General features: G+C 37.2%; 14 protein-coding genes. 5 read left to right on the forward strand and 9 right to left on the reverse strand.

Annotated elements, in window-relative coordinates; genetic code table 11:
• Positions 1–5: 5 nt before the first annotated feature.
• The 4 genes from ACT5E3_RS14185 to rlmD all read right to left on the reverse strand — a co-directional run bounded on the left by ACT5E3_RS14185 (position 6) and on the right by rlmD (position 6,343).
• The gene (locus ACT5E3_RS14185) at positions 6–1,640 is read right to left on the reverse strand and encodes a CTP synthase (RefSeq protein ID WP_444994201.1); all 1,635 of its coding nucleotides are present in this window, start codon (positions 1,638–1,640) and stop codon (positions 6–8) included.
• Positions 1,641–1,864: 224 nt separating this feature from the next.
• A complete protein-coding gene (gene mazG / locus ACT5E3_RS14190; RefSeq protein ID WP_444994202.1) occupies positions 1,865–2,719 on the reverse strand; it encodes a nucleoside triphosphate pyrophosphohydrolase in 855 nt (284 codons plus the stop codon).
• Positions 2,720–2,733: 14 nt separating this feature from the next.
• Positions 2,734–4,941 (reverse strand): GTP diphosphokinase, encoded by a 2,208-nt coding sequence (relA, locus tag ACT5E3_RS14195; protein WP_444994203.1) that lies wholly within the window; start codon positions 4,939–4,941, stop codon positions 2,734–2,736.
• 61 nt (positions 4,942–5,002) lie between these two features.
• Positions 5,003–6,343 (reverse strand): 23S rRNA (uracil(1939)-C(5))-methyltransferase RlmD, encoded by a 1,341-nt coding sequence (gene rlmD, locus ACT5E3_RS14200; RefSeq protein WP_444994204.1) that lies wholly within the window; start codon positions 6,341–6,343, stop codon positions 5,003–5,005.
• A gap of 431 nt (positions 6,344–6,774) precedes the next feature.
• Here rlmD and ACT5E3_RS14205 point away from each other — a divergent pair, with 431 nt between their 5' ends.
• Positions 6,775–7,779, forward strand: coding sequence for an ABC transporter substrate binding protein (locus tag ACT5E3_RS14205; protein ID WP_444994205.1), 1,005 nt, complete (start codon positions 6,775–6,777; stop codon positions 7,777–7,779).
• Positions 7,772–8,260: a hypothetical protein gene (locus ACT5E3_RS14210; RefSeq protein ID WP_444994206.1), complete on the forward strand. Its 489-nt coding sequence runs from the start codon at positions 7,772–7,774 to the stop codon at positions 8,258–8,260. The genes ACT5E3_RS14205 and ACT5E3_RS14210 overlap by 8 nt, the downstream gene beginning before the upstream one ends.
• On the opposite strand, the gene ACT5E3_RS14215 is transcribed toward ACT5E3_RS14210, so the two are convergent.
• The gene (locus ACT5E3_RS14215; protein ID WP_444994207.1) at positions 8,202–9,308 is read right to left on the reverse strand and encodes an ISAs1 family transposase; all 1,107 of its coding nucleotides are present in this window, start codon (positions 9,306–9,308) and stop codon (positions 8,202–8,204) included. The genes ACT5E3_RS14210 and ACT5E3_RS14215 overlap by 59 nt on opposite strands.
• A 63-nt stretch (positions 9,309–9,371) precedes the next feature.
• Between ACT5E3_RS14215 and ACT5E3_RS14220 the strand changes: the two genes are divergently transcribed.
• Positions 9,372–11,792: a response regulator gene (locus ACT5E3_RS14220; protein WP_444994208.1), complete on the forward strand. Its 2,421-nt coding sequence runs from the start codon at positions 9,372–9,374 to the stop codon at positions 11,790–11,792.
• Between the two features lies 1 nt (position 11,793).
• Here ACT5E3_RS14220 and mtaB read toward each other — a convergent pair whose 3' ends face one another.
• Genes mtaB through ACT5E3_RS14235 form a run of 3 tightly spaced genes read right to left on the reverse strand, consistent with a single transcriptional unit; the run spans position 11,794 to position 14,698 of the window.
• Positions 11,794–13,140: a tRNA (N(6)-L-threonylcarbamoyladenosine(37)-C(2))-methylthiotransferase MtaB gene (gene mtaB / locus ACT5E3_RS14225; RefSeq protein WP_444994209.1), complete on the reverse strand. Its 1,347-nt coding sequence runs from the start codon at positions 13,138–13,140 to the stop codon at positions 11,794–11,796.
• Between the two features lie 53 nt (positions 13,141–13,193).
• A complete protein-coding gene (locus ACT5E3_RS14230; RefSeq protein ID WP_444994210.1) occupies positions 13,194–13,676 on the reverse strand; it encodes a DUF4442 domain-containing protein in 483 nt (160 codons plus the stop codon).
• Between the two features lie 32 nt (positions 13,677–13,708).
• Positions 13,709–14,698: a YhdH/YhfP family quinone oxidoreductase gene (locus tag ACT5E3_RS14235; protein ID WP_444994211.1), complete on the reverse strand. Its 990-nt coding sequence runs from the start codon at positions 14,696–14,698 to the stop codon at positions 13,709–13,711.
• A 396-nt stretch (positions 14,699–15,094) separates the two neighbouring features.
• On the opposite strand from ACT5E3_RS14235, the gene ACT5E3_RS14240 reads away from it, so the two are divergent.
• Complete coding sequence (locus tag ACT5E3_RS14240; protein WP_444998606.1) at positions 15,095–16,420, forward strand: peptide MFS transporter; 1,326 nt, start codon at positions 15,095–15,097, stop codon at positions 16,418–16,420.
• A 99-nt stretch (positions 16,421–16,519) separates the two neighbouring features.
• Positions 16,520–16,930: a CBS domain-containing protein gene (locus ACT5E3_RS14245; RefSeq protein WP_444994212.1), complete on the forward strand. Its 411-nt coding sequence runs from the start codon at positions 16,520–16,522 to the stop codon at positions 16,928–16,930.
• A 26-nt stretch (positions 16,931–16,956) separates the two neighbouring features.
• Here ACT5E3_RS14245 and queF read toward each other — a convergent pair whose 3' ends face one another.
• On the reverse strand, positions 16,957–17,793 hold the full coding sequence (queF, locus tag ACT5E3_RS14250) for an NADPH-dependent 7-cyano-7-deazaguanine reductase QueF (protein ID WP_444994213.1): 837 nt from the start codon (positions 17,791–17,793) through the stop codon (positions 16,957–16,959).
• Positions 17,794–17,798 lie beyond the last annotated feature (5 nt).

Below are 17,798 nucleotides of genomic sequence, written 5' to 3' on the forward strand. Positions count from 1 at the left end.
ATTCATTAACCTTCTTGGCTAACTCTAAATTCTCTTGCTGCATTAACAAACGCAGTAAATAGTGGGTGTCCATCGCGCGGTGTCGAGGTGAATTCCGGGTGAAATTGAACCGCAATAAACCAAGGGTGATCGGCAATTTCGATAGTTTCTACTAAATTGTTGGAACTCGAACGCCCAGAAATAATTAAACCACTTTCTTCTAATTGAGACACATAATTTTCATTAACTTCATAGCGATGGCGATGTCTTTCATTAATTGTTTCCTGACCATAAACTTGAGCAATTTTACTTCCTTTGTTTAGGTAAGCAGGCTGTGCACCAAGACGCATAGTGCCACCTAAGTCAGACTCTTCTGTTCGAAGCTCAACTGAACCATCTTTATTAACCCATTCAGTAATTAAGCCAACTACAGGCGTCTTGGTATCTTTTTCAAATTCTGTACTATGCGCTTCATTGAGGCGAGCGACATTACGTGCATACTCAATAACAGCCACTTGCATTCCAAGACAAATTCCTAAATAAGGAACTTGTTTTTCTCTTGCGTACTCTACCGTCTGAATTTTTCCTTCAACGCCACGCTCTCCAAACCCACCTGGAACTAAAATAGCATCAGCGCTATCCAACAACCCAATACCTTTCTTTTCAATATCTTCAGCATCAACATAATCAATATTAACGGTTAAACGATTTTGTAACCCCGCATGCTTCAATGACTCAATCAACGATTTATAGGCTTCTGTTAAATCCATATATTTACCGACCATGGCAATATTCACTTCGCCAATAGGATTCGCTTCAGCATATAAAACCTTTTCCCACTCTGTTAAATCAACTTCTTGCTCAGGCAGTTTAAATCGTTCACCAATTAATTTTTCAAGACCTTGTGAGTATAGAATGGCCGGGATTTTATAAATACTATCAACATCTTTAAGTGATATAACGGCTTTTTCTTCAACATTAGTAAATAAGGCGATTTTAGCTTTTTCTGAGGGAGGTAAAGTTCTATCAGAACGACAAATCAAAATATCAGGCTGAATACCTATCGAGCGTAACTCTTTAACTGAATGCTGTGTTGGCTTGGTCTTTAATTCTCCTGCAACGGCAATATAAGGCAGCAAGGTCAAATGCATAAACAAAGCATTTTCTCGACCCAGTTCATAACCTAATTGCCGGATTGCTTCTAAAAAAGGTAAAGACTCAATATCGCCAACCGTCCCACCAATTTCAACCATTGCGATATCAGCATTACCAGCCCCGGCAAAAACCTTGCGTTTAATCTCATCGGTAATATGAGGGATAACCTGCACCGTCCCACCGAGATACTCACCTCTACGTTCTTTTTTCAGTACATCGGCATACACTCGGCCAGTAGTGAAATTATTAGATTGGGTCATACGAGTACGTACAAAACGCTCATAGTGTCCTAAATCTAAATCAGTTTCGGCTCCGTCATCAGTAACAAAAACTTCTCCATGTTGAAAAGGGCTCATAGTACCTGGATCAACATTAATATAAGGGTCAAGTTTCAACAAGGTAACTTTGAGGCCCCTGGACTCTAATAAAGCCGCTAAAGAAGCCGCAGCAATGCCTTTTCCAAGTGATGATACAACACCGCCCGTAACAAATATAAACTTAGTCATGCAAATTCGCCAAAAATCGTTTTAAAACATAATGTTAGATAGAAACTCAAACGCTAATTTGTTTTCATTTTAAGCACTAAAAAACAGCTATTTACCCACCCAAAAGTGGTAAGCATTACAAATTTTGTTTAGCAAAATGAAACAAGTAGGGAGCCAATAAGACGGGAAGGTATTCTAGCAAATATTTTGTAACGAATCACGAGTTAAATAGCGAATACTGCGAGTTATTCGCTTTGATTTAGCTTTTTCTTCGCACTTTGCCAAAAAACTTCTAATTGTTGTTGGTTATAGTCCGTAAGAGGTCTATCCGCGATTAATTCAACCTGCCTGAACCTTTGTTCAAATTTTTGATTCGCTTGTCGAAGCGCAATATCAGAGTCAACGCCATAATGACGTGCAAGATTAACCACTGTGAATAGTAAATCCCCTATTTCATCTTCTATAGCAGCAGAATCTTGCTTTTCAGCAGCAGCTAATACTTCCGCAGATTCTTCTTTTAATTTATCCCAAACTTGAGAAACATCCTGCCAATCAAAACCTTTTTTAGCAGCCCTTCTCTGCATTTTTTGGGCTCGCTTAAGTTCGGGTAGTGACTTGGGTATATCATCTAATACACTTTGGTTAATACCCGATTTTTGTTGTCGTTCTTTTTGCTTTTGTTCTTCCCAAGCTTGGCTTAATTGTGCTCCATTTTCAAACTGAGCATCACTAAAAACATGAGGATGTCTTCTGATTAATTTTTCACATAAAACATCGACTATTTGGTAAAAATCAAAACGCCCTTCTTCTTTAGCAATTTGTGCATAAAAAACGACTTGAAATAAAAGATCGCCAAGTTCCCCTTTTAATCCCTCAAAATCTTCTAACTCAATGGCTTCAACCACTTCATAAACTTCTTCAATGGTGAAGGGAATTATGCTTTGATAATTTTGTTTTAAATCCCAATCACATCCCCCTAAAGGATCACGCAAAGCCTGCATTACCGTAAGCAACTTTTCTATTCCCTGCTTTTGACTAACCAACTTCATTAATCTTTTAGAATGCTTTTCAGCTTTTTGATCCGTTTGTTCTGTTAACATTTATTCCTAACCATTTATTTTCTTTGGACGCTTACAATCGTTGGTAGTTGCTTTATTTTACTCATAATTCTATCGACAGTAACAATACTAGGCACTTCAATCTGTATTTTAATGACAACCGTTAAACGTTGTTTATTAACATGAGTATTTAAGTAGGTCACATTAACCTTTTCTTCAGCCATTAGCGTGGTAATATCACCCAATAAACCATTGCGATCATTAGCCTTAATCATTAAGTCAATTAAATAGCGTTCATTCACCGAATCAGTCCAAGCAACGTTTAAAACTTTTTCTGGTGAGTTTTTATTAGCATTGATCAAATAATGACAATCTGAACGATGGATCATAATACCGCGTCCCTGTGTTACATAACCAGAAATATCATCACCAGGAACAGGTTTGCAACAGCCAGCCATACGCGTTAGTAAATTTCCAACACCTTCAACTAAAATATCACTTGATGCACTTCTTTTAGCAACTTTTGCCTGTTTTTTTATAACGGTATCACGATTTATCGGCGGTGGCGTTTGCAGTAAAGAGCGGATTGCATTAATGACCTGATGTAAACCTTTATCACCAACACCAATACCAGCATATAACTCATCCTCTTTATTGTAATTGAAATGCTTAGCAACCTTAAGAAAATCAACTTGCTTTAAGTTATGTTTTTGTATTTCTTTTTCAATTAACAATTTTCCTGCAGAAATATTTTTGTCTTTATCTTGATGACGAAACCACTGATTGATTTTACTTCTGGCTCGTGAAGACTTGATATATCCGTGATGCTCACTTAGCCAATCTCGGCTGGGACCGCCATTTTTACTAGTTAATATTTCCACTCGCTGACCCGTTTCCAAAGCTTGCGTTAAAGGAATAATTTTACCGTTAACCTTGGCACCTCGACATTGATGCCCAACATCAGTATGAACCCGATAAGCAAAATCAAGTGGCGTTGATCCCAATGGCAGATCAATCAATTTTCCTTGTGGTGTAAACACATAAATTCTGTCTTCCAAAACTTGGTTTCTAAACTCATCAACAATATCAGCGCTTTCAGTCACTTCATCTTGCCATTCTAATAGTTGGCGCAACCAAGCTATTTTGGCTTCATGTCCGCCAGAAACGCCCTTTCCTTCTTTATATTTCCAGTGGGCAGCAACCCCTAACTCAGACTCTTGATGAATAGCAAATGTTCTAATTTGAATTTCTAAAGTTTTACCTTCTGGTCCAATAACGGCTGTATGCAATGAGCGGTAGCCATTTTCTTTTGGTGTTGCAATATAATCATCAAATTCTTTAGGTATATGTTTCCATAGCCCATGAACAACCCCCAAAACAGAATAGCAATCTTGAATTTCTGGTACGAGTACCCGCACTGCACGCACATCATAAATTTCTTCAAAACCAACTTGTTTACGTATCATCTTTTTCCATATGCTGTATATATGCTTAGCTCTTCCTTGTAAATCAGCAACAATATTAATCGCCCGTAATGACTGATCAATAATGTTTAAAACATTAGTCACATAAGTTTCACGAGCTACTCGTTTTTCAGCTAAATGTTTGGCTATTTTTTTATATTCATCACGATGTAAAATACGAAATGCTAAATCTTCCATTTCCCATTTTATTTGTCCTATACCTAATCGATTAGCTAAAGGCGCATAAACATCAGAGATTTCTTTTGCAATTTTTATTGATTCATCTGGATTATCTAAACTCGTTGCTGCGGTTCTCAGTAAATATAAACGTTCTGCTAGTTTAATGAGTACAACACGAACATCATCAACCATTGCTAATAACATTTTTCTCAAGTTATCAATTTGTGAAGCATCATCTTTACTTGAATAATCTGCTTGTAAACTTCTGATGGCATCCATTGATTTAACTCCTTTTAATAAGTTAGTAATGGATGGCGAAATTTTTTCTTTAATTATTTCTAAAGAAAGTAAATCATGTTCATGAAAAGGATACAGCATAGCTGCCATTAGTGTAATCGGGTTAACACCTAATGATGACAGAATATTAGCTTGCTCAAAACTCCGATTAAAAAGTGTTTTACTAAAAGCTTCATCTTTTATTTTCAAGTCTTTTAAGAGCTGTGTCGCTTTATCAAACAATGCTAAATCAGAATCACTAATCGTAGTGAGAGACTGAAACCATGCATAATAATGCTCATCAAAAACATCAACTGGAGTTTGTATATCGTAAACTTTAACCATTCAGTTTTCCAAGTTTCACTGTGGTATCAAATAAAAATCTCTTAAACTTTATTTATAATATTTAATTTTTTTCAAATAATGCGATTGACTCAACATGCGTGGTATGAGGAAACATATCCATCACTCCAGCCTTACATAATTTATATCCAGCTTTAACCAGTTCCCCTGTGTCGCGAGCTAAAGTCGCGGGGTTACACGAAACATAAACAATTTTTTCTGCACCAAACTTAACAATATTATGGATAACTTCTAATGCGCCACTACGAGCTGGATCAATTAAAATTTTGTCATATTGCTGCTGATTCCAAGCTTCATTGGTTAAATCTGATGTCAAATCCGCTTGAAAAAACTCAACATTGTCGAGGCCATTATGTCGAGCATTTTGAGCACCACGATCAACCATTTCCTGAACGCCTTCTACACCAACCACATATTTCGCTTTTGTCGCTAAAGGAATCGTAAAGTTCCCTAACCCACAAAATAAATCTAGCACTTTATCTTCAGGCTTAACATCTAGCAGTTCAATCGCATAAGGCACCATTTTTTGATTAATGCTAGCATTAACCTGAGCAAAATCGAGAGGCTTTTGCAGTAGTTCAACATTAAAACTATCAAGTCGGTAACTCAGTTGTGCCAACTCCGCTTCAACAGGCCATATACGATGTACCGTATCGGGACCTTTAGGCTGAAGATAAATAGTTAACTCATGCTTTTTTGCAAATTCAATCCATTTTTCTCTGTCTGTCTGACACATTGGCTTTAAGTGACGGACTATCAAAGCAATAACTTCATCGCCACTTGTTACTTCAATCTGTGGAATAAAAGCTCGGCACTCCATTGAATCTATTAGTTGACTCATTGGCATTAACAAGTCTGAAACTCGTGTTCGCAAAACAGGGCATTCCGTTATATCAGCAAGAAAATTTGAGTACTTCTCTCTAAAGCCAATTAAAGTTCGCCCTTTTTTAATAACATGTCGAACACCTAATCGAGCTTTTCTTCGATAACCTAATAAATCAGCCTGCAAAGGAGGTAGCCACTGTTCAGGCAATGTTTGAGCAAAATGTTCAAATTGTTCTTGTAGAATGTGCTGTTTATGCTCTATTTGGGCATCTGTCGATAAATGCTGCATACTACAGCCACCGCATAAACTAAAATGCTGACAAGGAGGAGTAACTCTAAGCGGGCTAGCCTCAATCACATTAACGGCACGCCCTTCGTCAAACTTTCCTCTTTTGCTGGTATATTGCATTTCCACCGTTTCACCAGCTAACGCACCATCAACAAATACAGCTTTACCATCAATTCTGCCAACTCCCCGGCCTTCATGTGAAAGGCTTTCTATAGTGAGCTGTACAAGCTCAGTTGGCAATTTCTGCTTTTTTCTATACTTCTTTGACATCAAGTTTTCCATGCAGGTTTAACTATTTTACGACAAATACATCCCCCCAAAGGGGTATCTCGCAAACAGTTATAAGGCTAAAAAATGGCGCATTATACTGATATCTTAACCATTATAGTGAAGAATTATTGATAATAATCGAATATTTAACATGCACATCAAGAAGTTTTCACCTCACAAAAATACCAAACTCTATCAGCAATTACTTTATTTGGCTTAGCTGGTTAGGGTAGAATCGAGAAAACAGGGAAAATCCCAACAAATGTAGACGCTTTAATCTCATCATAAAAACCAAAGCTTAAATCATTTGTTCAATCCAAGATGTAGATTGTAATGTCATGCTAATGGACTTTATCTTAAAACAAATTATTACTCATAATTCAACTCGGCAATATAGAATTTTGGCTAATTTAACATCAAAAAAATTGAGCATGTTCAGATATCTAATATTCGCTTTTAGTGTTGTATTAATCGTTAATAAACCACTCTATGTCCAAGCCTATCAACAAGAGAAAAATAACACCCCCATCAATTTAAGCAAGCCAGCATCCTATAGTATTCCTGTGTTTTATGAAAACACCCTAGCAGATAAAGCCATATTTCTTCAAGCACTTAGACTTCAACTAGAACAAAAGTTAGCCGGCAGAAATATTAACTTTATAGATGTCAGTCAAATGAGCAAACGTGAAATAGAGGCTCAACTTGAGTCAGCTCATTATTGCGCTATGGGAATTGGCGAAGTTGCCACAAAAAAAATGTTATCGGTTCGAAAGCCTATCAATCATTTTAGTGTTCTAGTTTCAAGAAATATATTAGATCAATTAAATAGAGTTTACTCTCGATTGGGGATTCAATTAACAGGCATCTATCAAGAACAACCATTTTCTAGACAACTTTTTTTATCTAAAGCGTTGAACCCCAATATTAAGTCAGTCGCTATTTTGCTCGATCAATCAGATAAATATCGCTTACCAGAATATATAGATATTGCACAAAAATACGATATTAAACTCAACTTTCAAATTTTACGCCCTAATGATCCACCTGAAAAATATTTAACTAAAATAACTCAAACAGGCTCCTATTTGTTAATAACTAATAACCAACAACTATTTATGAAATCAAAGCTGGCAGCATTGGTATTATCAGCTTATTATCGCCAAATTAATTTAATCGGTAGTCGATTTGAAGACGCAAAGATTGGTACTTTGGCTAGTATTTATACAGCACCTACGTCATTATCCATTGAAACCAGTAGTGAATTTAAAAAGCTGTGCGAAAACCAACAGTTAATGCCCCCAAGATATGCAAAAAGCTTTAGTGTAATAATCAACAAACAAATTGCTGGGAACATGAAACTACACGACATTAATACGAATGAACTTAGCAAACAAATAAATCAGATGGAAGCAGAGCAAAGGCATCAACATGAATGAATGGGGTATCAGAGCACGAGTTATTTTACTCGCATTAATTCCAACAGGACTTGTCGCACTTGTAATGGGAGCGTATTTTATTGCCACTCGCATGCATGACCTAGATGTTGCTTTACAAGATCGAGGTAATGCAATTGTTAATTACTTAGCTCAAACTTCAGAATACCCTGTACTATCAGCCAACACTGAATCATTACAAAGGCTTGTAGCTAAAGCACGTGATGGTGATGAAGATATTTTAGCCGTAGCAATATTCGATAACAATAACTTATTATTTGCTAGTTCAGGAACATCAGAGTTAATTAATGCATTGGCGATAAAAACACTCTCTATTCCTCAACAAACTTTCAGTCATGCAGTTGACGGCGGCATTATTGTTCGCACACCCATTTACACCCAACAGGGCAAACGCATACTTTGTATTAATTTTGGCCAAATATCAGCTCAGAGCGAAAGTTATCACTCCATCCCGCTTGTTTAAGTTTGCCCCTCATACTATTTTTCTGAGGATGTAATCTCGCCAGGTTTAAAGCAAAACGTCTTATGATAGCTACATTCTCAGCACCATCCCCACAACGTATGCGACTATCATCTTCTTTAAAAGTCACATCTAATACCCAATGCACTTTGTTTTCAACTTCCCAATGACTACGGATTGCGTTACCAATTTTTTTCGCGTCCGGCACCAAAGAGCTAATGTAGTAAAGGGTTTCTTGCTGAACCTTTTTGTCTTTTAAATGACGTTCCCGCTCAACCTCGATGACACTTTGAATGTTAGGCCATTCCTGAGCTTCACTAAGCCATTCGTTCATACGAAGTTGACGGTATTTCCTTACTTCAACTCGTCCATGCCCGCTATCGACTTCCTCAAATTCTTCTATAAAATCAGGTGTTTCTCGCTTGACTTTATGAAAATAGGCTGCGATTTCTTCACGCAATTTCTTTTGATTCGATTTGACACACAAAACAAAGTCCGCTTGCTTTTCTACGATTTTTCTCACGACTTTTTTCTGTGTATTCATCGCATCCGCGCTAATCAAAGCCCCTTTGATATTCAAGTTGTCCAGCATGTCGATAACGGAAGCATTTTCGTTTTTCTTACCCGATGATTTCGCTTGGGCTATAACCAGACCCTGCGATTTACTCCAGGCGGTAATGCTATGGAGCGCGCCATACCGGTCGCCATCAAAGGAATGCCTTAATGTTTTACCATCAATCGCTATCTGCTCTTGTCCTTGTTCAACTCTCACCTCGTTAACCCAATTGATAAAAGCTTGATTAAAGGCTTCCGGTTCGATCGCTCTTACGATTCTGGCAATCGTATCATCAACTGGAATGTCATTTTTAAATGGTCGATATTGCCTTAACCATTCGAGCTTCTCATCCCCAAACTCTTTAATATCTTTCCATCCCTCGGCGCCTGATAATACGGCACTGACGCAGAGAAATAGTACATCCAACAGGTCATGTTTTACATTGATATGGCTTCGCGGGTCTTCAATTTGTGAAAAATGCTCGATTAATGTCATGTCGGTATCTCGTTATATTCGATACCGATCTGATCTTTATTTTCTCAATAAGTTCAATAAAGTATGATCTTGCCCTGTTACACCCAACCAATGCTCAATGAAAGTTTGCAATTTAATAAACACCCTCAGCAACGCCCTTCACTTGGTTATGTTGCCGTGTATTTAACAATGAAAAATGCACAACTTAGACAATATCAAACCATTGCAACTGCTTTGATCATACTAATAATTGGTTTAGGTTTAGGTGGTGTTTTAGCACAAGGTATGGCCCGTTCTATCACACTTCCAATTATACAACTTGCAACAGCAGTAAAAAGAATAAAAGAAGGTCAGTTAAAAGCCACTATAAAATCTCAAGCAACAGGTGAACTTAAAACTCTTGTTAATGGCTTCAATGATATGAGCCACTCAATTTACGAAGCAAGGGAAGAAATGCAAGCGGCGGTTGAACAAGCAACAGCCGATCTCCATGAAACCAATGAAGCATTAGAATTACAAAATGTTGAACTGGATATAGCTCGTAAACAAGCCGTTGAAGCCAGTCGAGTAAAATCTGAGTTTCTCGCCAATATGAGTCACGAAATACGTACTCCGATGAATGGTGTTATCGGTTTTACTAATTTGCTTCTTAGAACAGAGTTGAATGCCAAACAAGCCGATCATCTAAATACAATAAAAAAATCTGCAACTGGCCTGCTATCAATAATTGATGACATTTTAGATTTTTCAAAAATTGAAGCCGGAAAAATGGAGCTAGAAAAGCGTTCGCTCAATATTAGCGAGTGTGTCGATGAAGTCCTTAACTTGCTAGGCCCAGCGGCTAGAGACAAAAACATTGAGCTTATCGGTATAGTCTACCAAGATGTTCCTGAAAACCTACTGGGAGACTCGGTTAGAATATGTCAAATACTAACAAACTTGACCAATAATGCGATCAAATTTACCCAACAAGGTAATATACAAATCAGAGTAATGTTAGAGGATGAATCACCACAAAATGTTAAGTTAAAAATTAACGTTACTGACACCGGTGTAGGACTTTCTAAAGAAAAACAAAAAGTATTATTTCAAGCATTTACTCAAGCCGATACAACAACAACTCGGCGTTTTGGTGGTACAGGGTTAGGCTTGGTGATATCTAAAAAACTTGTAGAGTCTATGAGTGGACAAATAGGTTTAGAAAGTGAAGAAAATGTTGGTTCCACATTTTGGTTTACACTTCAACTAGATAAAGATCCTGATGACAATAAAGAAATTGATTTTGGCTTTCCCGGCCGCAGAGTTTTATTACATGACTCTAATCGTATTTCACAACTAGCCACTCAACATATACTCACTCGATTTGATAGCTCAGTTGAAACCTGTGATGATCTTGCTTCTTTAGTTGAATTAGCAACGCTCAATTTACAACAAAATAAAGATGTCCATTTAATTTTGATTGGCGGTTATCAAAGTTACGAATACAAAAATGAATTTAATCAGTTAAAACAAATAGCCGAAAAACTTAACTCACCTATTGCTGTATTACTCAATACTAACGATGATGGTGTTATTAAACAATTTTCCGATATTGGGATTGAGCGTCATTTAAGCAAACCCATTGTTAGAAAAAACTTTTATTCAGCGTTATTTGAATGGTTTGAAATTGGCAAAAAATCGAACAGTGATGTTTTAACTCATGAAGTTGAAGCCATATCAGACACGGGTGCGCTTCAAATACTTTGTGTTGATGACAACGCAGCTAATTTAAAATTATTAGCAGAATTACTTTCTGAGTTTGACTTAGAAACAACACTGGCTACTAACGGAAAAGAAGCAGTAGTTGCTTTTAGTAAAAATAGGTTTGACTTAGTTTTTATGGATATTCAAATGCCTGAAATGGATGGTATAGAAGCAACCCGACATATCCGTAAAACCGAAAACAAGCAAGTAAGAACGCCTATTATTGCTTTAACTGCACACGCTATGAAAGGGGAAAAAGAAAAGCTACTCAACGAAGGAATGGACGATTATTTAACCAAACCAATTAGTCAAAATCAATTAGAAAATACGATTAGAAAATGGTCAAGAAAGAAGCTTGTACTACTGAATAGTGAAGATAAATTAATTGAGTCAAACTCAACACAAGTTAACAACCAATCACTTGAAAAAACAGTTATTGACTGGGAGTTAAGTTTGAAAGTAGTGAATCAAAAACCTGATTTAGCAAAAGACATGCTACGCATGCTGGTCGATAGTTTTCCAGAAGCAACAAAATCTATTGATACCGCATTTAAAAATCAGCACAGCGAGGCTTTAGCTGGACATATTCATAAATTACATGGCGCTACAGCTTATTGTGGAGTTCCTACCCTAAAGGCGCTGGCAAATGAATATGAAACTCATATCAAAGGTTCTGGGATCACACCCCACACAGAAGCTTTACACAAAAAATTTATGCAAGCGATAGAAGATGTAGAAAAAAAGTCTCATGAATTTGTTTAGGTTATGCAAGCTGCTTAATAATTAGAGGTGAATTGGCATTAGAAAACGGGATCGATTCTAATGCTTCGACTCTAAGTGCCCCGATCTCATCATTATAAGATAAAATTTTACATTCAATATCTTGATTAGAAATATCGTGATCAGTTTGTAAGTCTATAAACGCTTTATGATAATTTTCAGTATAACCAAAAAAGCGGTAGGTCCCCTGCTCTGTTCTATGAGCTTTGCCCTCCCATAGAATTCTCTGAGTTTGACCTATCATCTTAGACACTACCTGCTTTTTATAATCATCTGCTAATTGATGCAATGATTGACTTCGAGCCTTTTTAATCGTTGGTTCAACTTGATCAGGCAAACCTGCTGCTTTGGTTCCTTCCCGATTAGAATAAGAAAAAATATGCACATGTCCAAACTCAGATTCTTCTAATATTTTTTTTGATAATGAAAAATCCTCTTCTGTTTCACCCGGAAAACCCACAATAATATCCGTTGTTACATTAAACTCTGGAACAACACTACGCGCCTTAGCTATTAACGCTAAAAATGTTTCTGATTTACAACGACGTGACATTTTACGTAAAATTCGATTACTGCCACTTTGAATTGGCAAATGCATATGAGGCATTAAGCGTTTATTTTTAAACAAATCAAAAAAGTCATTATGTAAATCCCAAGGTTCAACTGATGCAAAACGAATTCTTGGTATAGTTGTTCTGGCCAAAATAGCCACCACCAAGTCGTAAAGTGAAGTACCTAAATCTGAACCATAACCACCAACATGGACCCCTGTTAAAACAATTTCCTTAACGCCATCACTTTCAAGTCGAACGATTTCATTAATTAAATCTTCAATTGATCGGCTAGACTCCTCTCCTCTTGCAACAGTGACAATACAATAGGTACAACGATAACGACAACCATCTTGAATTTTAATAAAAGCTCTTTCTCTATTACGTTTAAATAGCGAAGCTTCTTCTGGCTCAGTAGCTGCGTATGGCATTGAATTCCATTCAATTAACTCTTTAGCTAATATCGGGAGTTTATTTTTTTCATGGTTAGCAACAATTAAGTCAACACCTAATAAAGCCTCTGCTTGTTGCTTTTCTAATGATGCATAACACCCCGTTACAACTAACTTAGCTTGCGGATTTTTACGATGTAATTTTCGAATTGTTTGACGAGACTTTCTTGCTGCTTCACTCGTAACTGCACAAGTATTAATTACCATTAAATTCGCTTGTTCAATATTAGAAGTTATTGATATTTTTTGTTGACGAAATTCATCCGCCCACATCTGTAGTTCAGCTTCGTTGAGTCGACAACCTAGTGCAGTTAAATAAACTTGCATTCCTATACTCTTATTTTTAAACCCAAACTGGGATCAGTTACTAAAAACAATCACTAACTTTTTAAAACCCATGCCCAAACCATTTCACATTCCACAGGAGAAATGCCCGCATCATCGGTTACTGTAACAGGTATAACAAAATCTCCTTTATCACTCTGCTGCAAAAGCTCAACTTGCTCTTCTGTAATAGTAGCGACAGCTTTAAGATTACCTGTTGTTCGTTTAATGTATTTAACATTCATCGATTTGAGAAGTGGCGTTTTATTATCTGGAATATTCATACCCACAATTAACCCACTAGCTGTTTCCGCTAATAAAGCAGTCGCCGCGGCATGAACAGTACCAATATGATTACGCACTTTCTTTCTATTTTTTAGTATAAAAATAGCTTCTTTTTGGGTGAGTTTATTGCAACATAAACCAGCAGTTCCAACAAACTTTATGGTTGAACCTAATGCAAAATTGAGTAAGCGACTTTTCAACCACTTTGGTTTTGACTCTAACTTTTCAACGATTTTAACTAATTGATTCTTCATTTTAACTCAAAGACTAAGGATATTAATTAAGGTTAAGCTCGACAATCAACTAGAATTCGACCATGTTTTTTACGGTCAAGTAATTGATCAAATACGCAAGAAACTTCTCTGAGTTTAACTTCTTGAGTTAAAATAGTCCCAAACTTATTAGGTTTTAACTCTTTTCCCATACGCGACCATATTTCCTTTCTTAATGGCATAGTACAATTGGTGGAGCTGACGCCCAGCAAGCTGACACCACGCAAAATCAACGGAAATACAGTTGTGTCTAATTTGTGGTTATCGGCTAAGCCGATACAGGCAACATTTCCCCATAAATTGGTATGAGCAATTAGTTGTGACAACAAGTTTCCACCAACGTTATCAATGACACCACCAAAGCGGGCTTTTTCTAAAGGCTTACTTCCCAGACCTAACTCATCCGCTGAGCAGACTTGTGTCGCGCCTAGCTCAGTCAAATAATCAAACAACTCTTCTCGACCACTTACGGCCGTCACGTCATATCCTAAATTAGATAAAATATTAACAGCAAAACTACCCACTCCGCCACTTGCACCAGTCACGACTATAGGGCCTTTATCTACCGACTGACCATTCACCGCCATTCTGTGGATCGCTAAAGCAGCAGTGAAGCCTGCAGTTCCTAAGATCATACATTCACGCATAGTTAAACCATCGGGAACAGGCATCACCCAATTAGCTGGTACTCGAGCTTTTTCAGCAAGACCACCATCATGTTTTTCACCTAAGCCGCAACCATTGACCAACACTTTATCACCAACCTCAAAACGAGGATCAGTAGAAGATTCAACTTCTCCAGCTAAATCAATCCCTACATTGAGTGGAAAATGCTTGAGAATCTGCCCCCGACCAGTCGCCGCTAAAGCATCTTTATAATTGATACCTGAGTAGCAAACATTGATTAGCACTTCACCTTTACTGAGTGATTCAATGGACATTTTTTCTATGCGGTGAGTAGTTTGTGCACCATTTTCATAAGCACGACATGCGAGAAAAGTCACTTTTATAGCCCTAATTTGAAATTTGCGGGTATTGTACCTCAAAAGTATTAATTGTCTTCCTGTTTACGCGTATTTTTTGGACTAGTTTAACGCTTTTTATAATTCAGGTTAAACGTTAATACTTAAAGTTCTCAGCGGTATTTTTCTTTAATAATCAGTCAGATATCAATGTAAAGTGTAATTCTTCACTAAAACTTAACTTGTCAGGCACCTATAAATCAAGGTATAACTCCTCTCTTAAGGGCAATAGCGACACTGTTTAATTCGATAAATACAACTATTAAACAGCAAATCATAAAAAATAATAGATAGGAGTTTTGTTACATGTCAATTAATGTTCCAAAGGGAGAGTTCCTCGGTCATCCGAAAGGACTTTTTCTACTTTTCACAACAGAGATGTGGGAGCGCTTCAGCTACTATGGGATGCGTGCGATACTGGTTCTGACCATGGTTGCAGGGACCGAAGCAAACAATCCAGGATTTGGCTGGACTAATGCAGAAGCTCTCAAATTATATGGTTGGTATACAGGCTTAGTTTATTTAACTCCCCTATTCGGTGGATGGTTGGCTGATAATTACCTTGGTCAAAGAAAATCCATTATTATCGGTGGAATATTGATGGCTATCGCACAATTTACGCTAGCATCATCTATCCCTGGTAATATTTCGCTGTTTTATGTTGGGCTGGCAATATTAATTCTTGGAAATGGCTTTTTTAAACCTAATATCTCCACAATGGTTGGAGACCTATATAAAGAAGGTGACAATCGTAGAGATGGTGCTTTTACAATCTTTTATATGGGAATAAATGTTGGTGCCGCCATTGCACCTTTAGTGTGTGCAACCCTTGGAGAAGATCCCTCCTACGGATGGCGATTTGGTTACATGGCAGCAGGTGTAGGCATGGCACTTTCTGTAATTATCCAAGTTTTCTTTGCTCCAAAGTATTTAGGTAATTTAGGTATTGAACCATCAGCAAAAATCTCATTACAACAAAGCTCTGGAGAAAAGAAACCTCTGACTGCTGAGGAAAGAGATAAGTTAAGAGTAGTATTTGTACTCTTTATATTTGTTGTTCTCTTCTGGGCATCTTTTGAGCAAGCTGGTGGTTTGATGACTATTTATGCTAATGATAAAACGGATCGAGTGATTAGTTTTTTAGCCTTTGAAGTCCCTACCGGTTGGTTCCAATCCCTAAACCCAACATATATTGTACTACTTGCTCCTTTATTCGCAGCATTCTGGATAAAGCTAGGACCTAAAAATCCAAGTACACCGATTAAAATGGTTTTAGGATTAATTTTAACCTCTGTTGGTTTTATGTTTATGGTTGGCGCAGTATTAGACCAACAAGCTAACGGCTTAGCATCAATCTGGTGGTTAGTATTAGCTTATTTATTCCATACAATGGGTGAACTCTGCATATCGCCAGTTGGTTTATCGCTTGTCACCAAATTAGCTCCTTTAAGACTTGCTAGCTTAATGATGGGAGTCTGGTTCCTTATTAACTTCTTCTCTAATCTTATTGCTGGATACGTAGGCGCATTTGCCGATGAGTTAGGAGAACTAGCTATCTTTGGCGGAATTGCAGCCACTAACCTTTGCTTTGCCTTAATCCTATGGCCACTATCAGGCATGTTAGTTAACTGGATGCACGGTGCAGAAAGTTATGAGCAGCCAACAGTAAAAGATGAGTTAGAAACAGCAACAAGTGCTGCTTAACAGTTTAATTCAACTGATATTGTAAAAAGCCGGCTTTATGCCGGTTTTTTTATTGATAGGCTATACTTGAAAAATATGAGCTACGTTAAAGGCCTATTGATGAAAAAAATACAAGACATTATGACCCACGATCCTTTCTTTCTTTCTCAACATGCTAATGTTAACCGAGCAAGAATGCTTATGGCAGATAAAAAAATTCGACATATCCCAATAAAAGATTCAAATAGCGGAAAGCTAATTGGAATGCTAGGCCAAAAAGCAGTTTTAGCTAATGCACTTAATATCATTAACCGACATGGGTTTGAAAATCTGGTGCATAGAGAAAAATCGATGGATATTGCTTCGATCATGAGTAAAGAGCCAAGCGTTTTTGATATAAATACTGAAATAGCCGAAGTAGCGAATAGTTTATTAGCACAATCCAATGGGTGTGCAGCCATTGAAAAAGACGGTAAGCTTGTAGGTATAGTTACCTCAAGCGACTTTGTAAAACTGGCTACCCATAAATAGCTGCGTTAAATTTTTAGCTTTAAGAGTTATTGACGAACCAATCTACAGTTTTCTACAGATGTTTCAAAATCACTTCGCCAAGGGTTAATATCTAAACCTCCTCTTCTGGTATAGCGAGCATAAACAGTCAGCTTTTCAGGCTGACAAAAGTGTTTTATATCGCAAAATATGCGCTCCACACATTGTTCATGAAACTCATTGTGAGAGCGAAAAGAAACCAGATATCTCAATAGTGCCGAATGTAAAATTTGATTACCAGCATATTTAATTTGAATCGAAGCCCAATCTGGCTGCGAAGTGATGAGACAGTTGCTTTTTAATAAATGACTAACTAAAGTCTCTTTTACCTTTGTATTAGCTGAAGTACTATTTTGAAGCAGAGAAGGAGAATATTGATAGTCATCAATTTGGATATCCAAATCATCGATTACTTTACCATTTAAGTTTGTTATACCTAATATTGGTGACTCAGACAAAAGCTGCAATTCCAATTTAATGGGCCGCTGAGTCAAGCTAGTTAAATCTTTATTAATTGTTTCAATAACCGCATTTTTATCAGTAAATCGGGTTTGGTTGAACGAATTTAGATAAAGCTTTAAAGATTTCGACTCTACAATAAAAGGACTTGCAGCATCAAATCGAATTTCAGCAACCGCCACTTGAGGTACTCCATTATCATTAAGCCAGCTTAACTCATAAGCATTCCATATATCCTCACCCAACATTTTTGTTTGCGAGAAACCTAAAAAACTCTCGCCTAGCTCCAACCTTTTATCAACGCGAGCAATAGAGAATAACAATTCCGGCGCATACTGACTTATATATTTGGTAGGCTGTCCTAATGGGCTGTTTGATGGTTTCACAAATC

Source organism: Aliikangiella litoralis (genome assembly GCF_052495765.1).

What these genes read in the sequence shown, in the direction of transcription:
- ACT5E3_RS14230 (WP_444994210.1), bottom strand. Translation starts at nt 13,676, where the DNA reads ATGAAGAATCAATTAGTTAAAATCGTTGAAAAGTTAGAGTCAAAACCA.
- ACT5E3_RS14220 (WP_444994208.1), top strand. Translation starts at nt 9,372, where the DNA reads ATGATCTTGCCCTGTTACACCCAACCAATGCTCAATGAAAGTTTGCAA.
- ACT5E3_RS14210 (WP_444994206.1), top strand. Translation starts at nt 7,772, where the DNA reads ATGAATGAATGGGGTATCAGAGCACGAGTTATTTTACTCGCATTAATT.
- relA (WP_444994203.1), bottom strand. Translation starts at nt 4,941, where the DNA reads ATGGTTAAAGTTTACGATATACAAACTCCAGTTGATGTTTTTGATGAG.
- ACT5E3_RS14245 (WP_444994212.1), top strand. Translation starts at nt 16,520, where the DNA reads ATGAAAAAAATACAAGACATTATGACCCACGATCCTTTCTTTCTTTCT.
- rlmD (WP_444994204.1), bottom strand. Translation starts at nt 6,343, where the DNA reads ATGTCAAAGAAGTATAGAAAAAAGCAGAAATTGCCAACTGAGCTTGTA.
- mtaB (WP_444994209.1), bottom strand. Translation starts at nt 13,140, where the DNA reads ATGCAAGTTTATTTAACTGCACTAGGTTGTCGACTCAACGAAGCTGAA.
- ACT5E3_RS14215 (WP_444994207.1), bottom strand. Translation starts at nt 9,308, where the DNA reads ATGACATTAATCGAGCATTTTTCACAAATTGAAGACCCGCGAAGCCAT.
- ACT5E3_RS14205 (WP_444994205.1), top strand. Translation starts at nt 6,775, where the DNA reads ATGTTCAGATATCTAATATTCGCTTTTAGTGTTGTATTAATCGTTAAT.
- mazG (WP_444994202.1), bottom strand. Translation starts at nt 2,719, where the DNA reads ATGTTAACAGAACAAACGGATCAAAAAGCTGAAAAGCATTCTAAAAGA.
- ACT5E3_RS14240 (WP_444998606.1), top strand. Translation starts at nt 15,095, where the DNA reads ATGTGGGAGCGCTTCAGCTACTATGGGATGCGTGCGATACTGGTTCTG.
- ACT5E3_RS14185 (WP_444994201.1), bottom strand. Translation starts at nt 1,640, where the DNA reads ATGACTAAGTTTATATTTGTTACGGGCGGTGTTGTATCATCACTTGGA.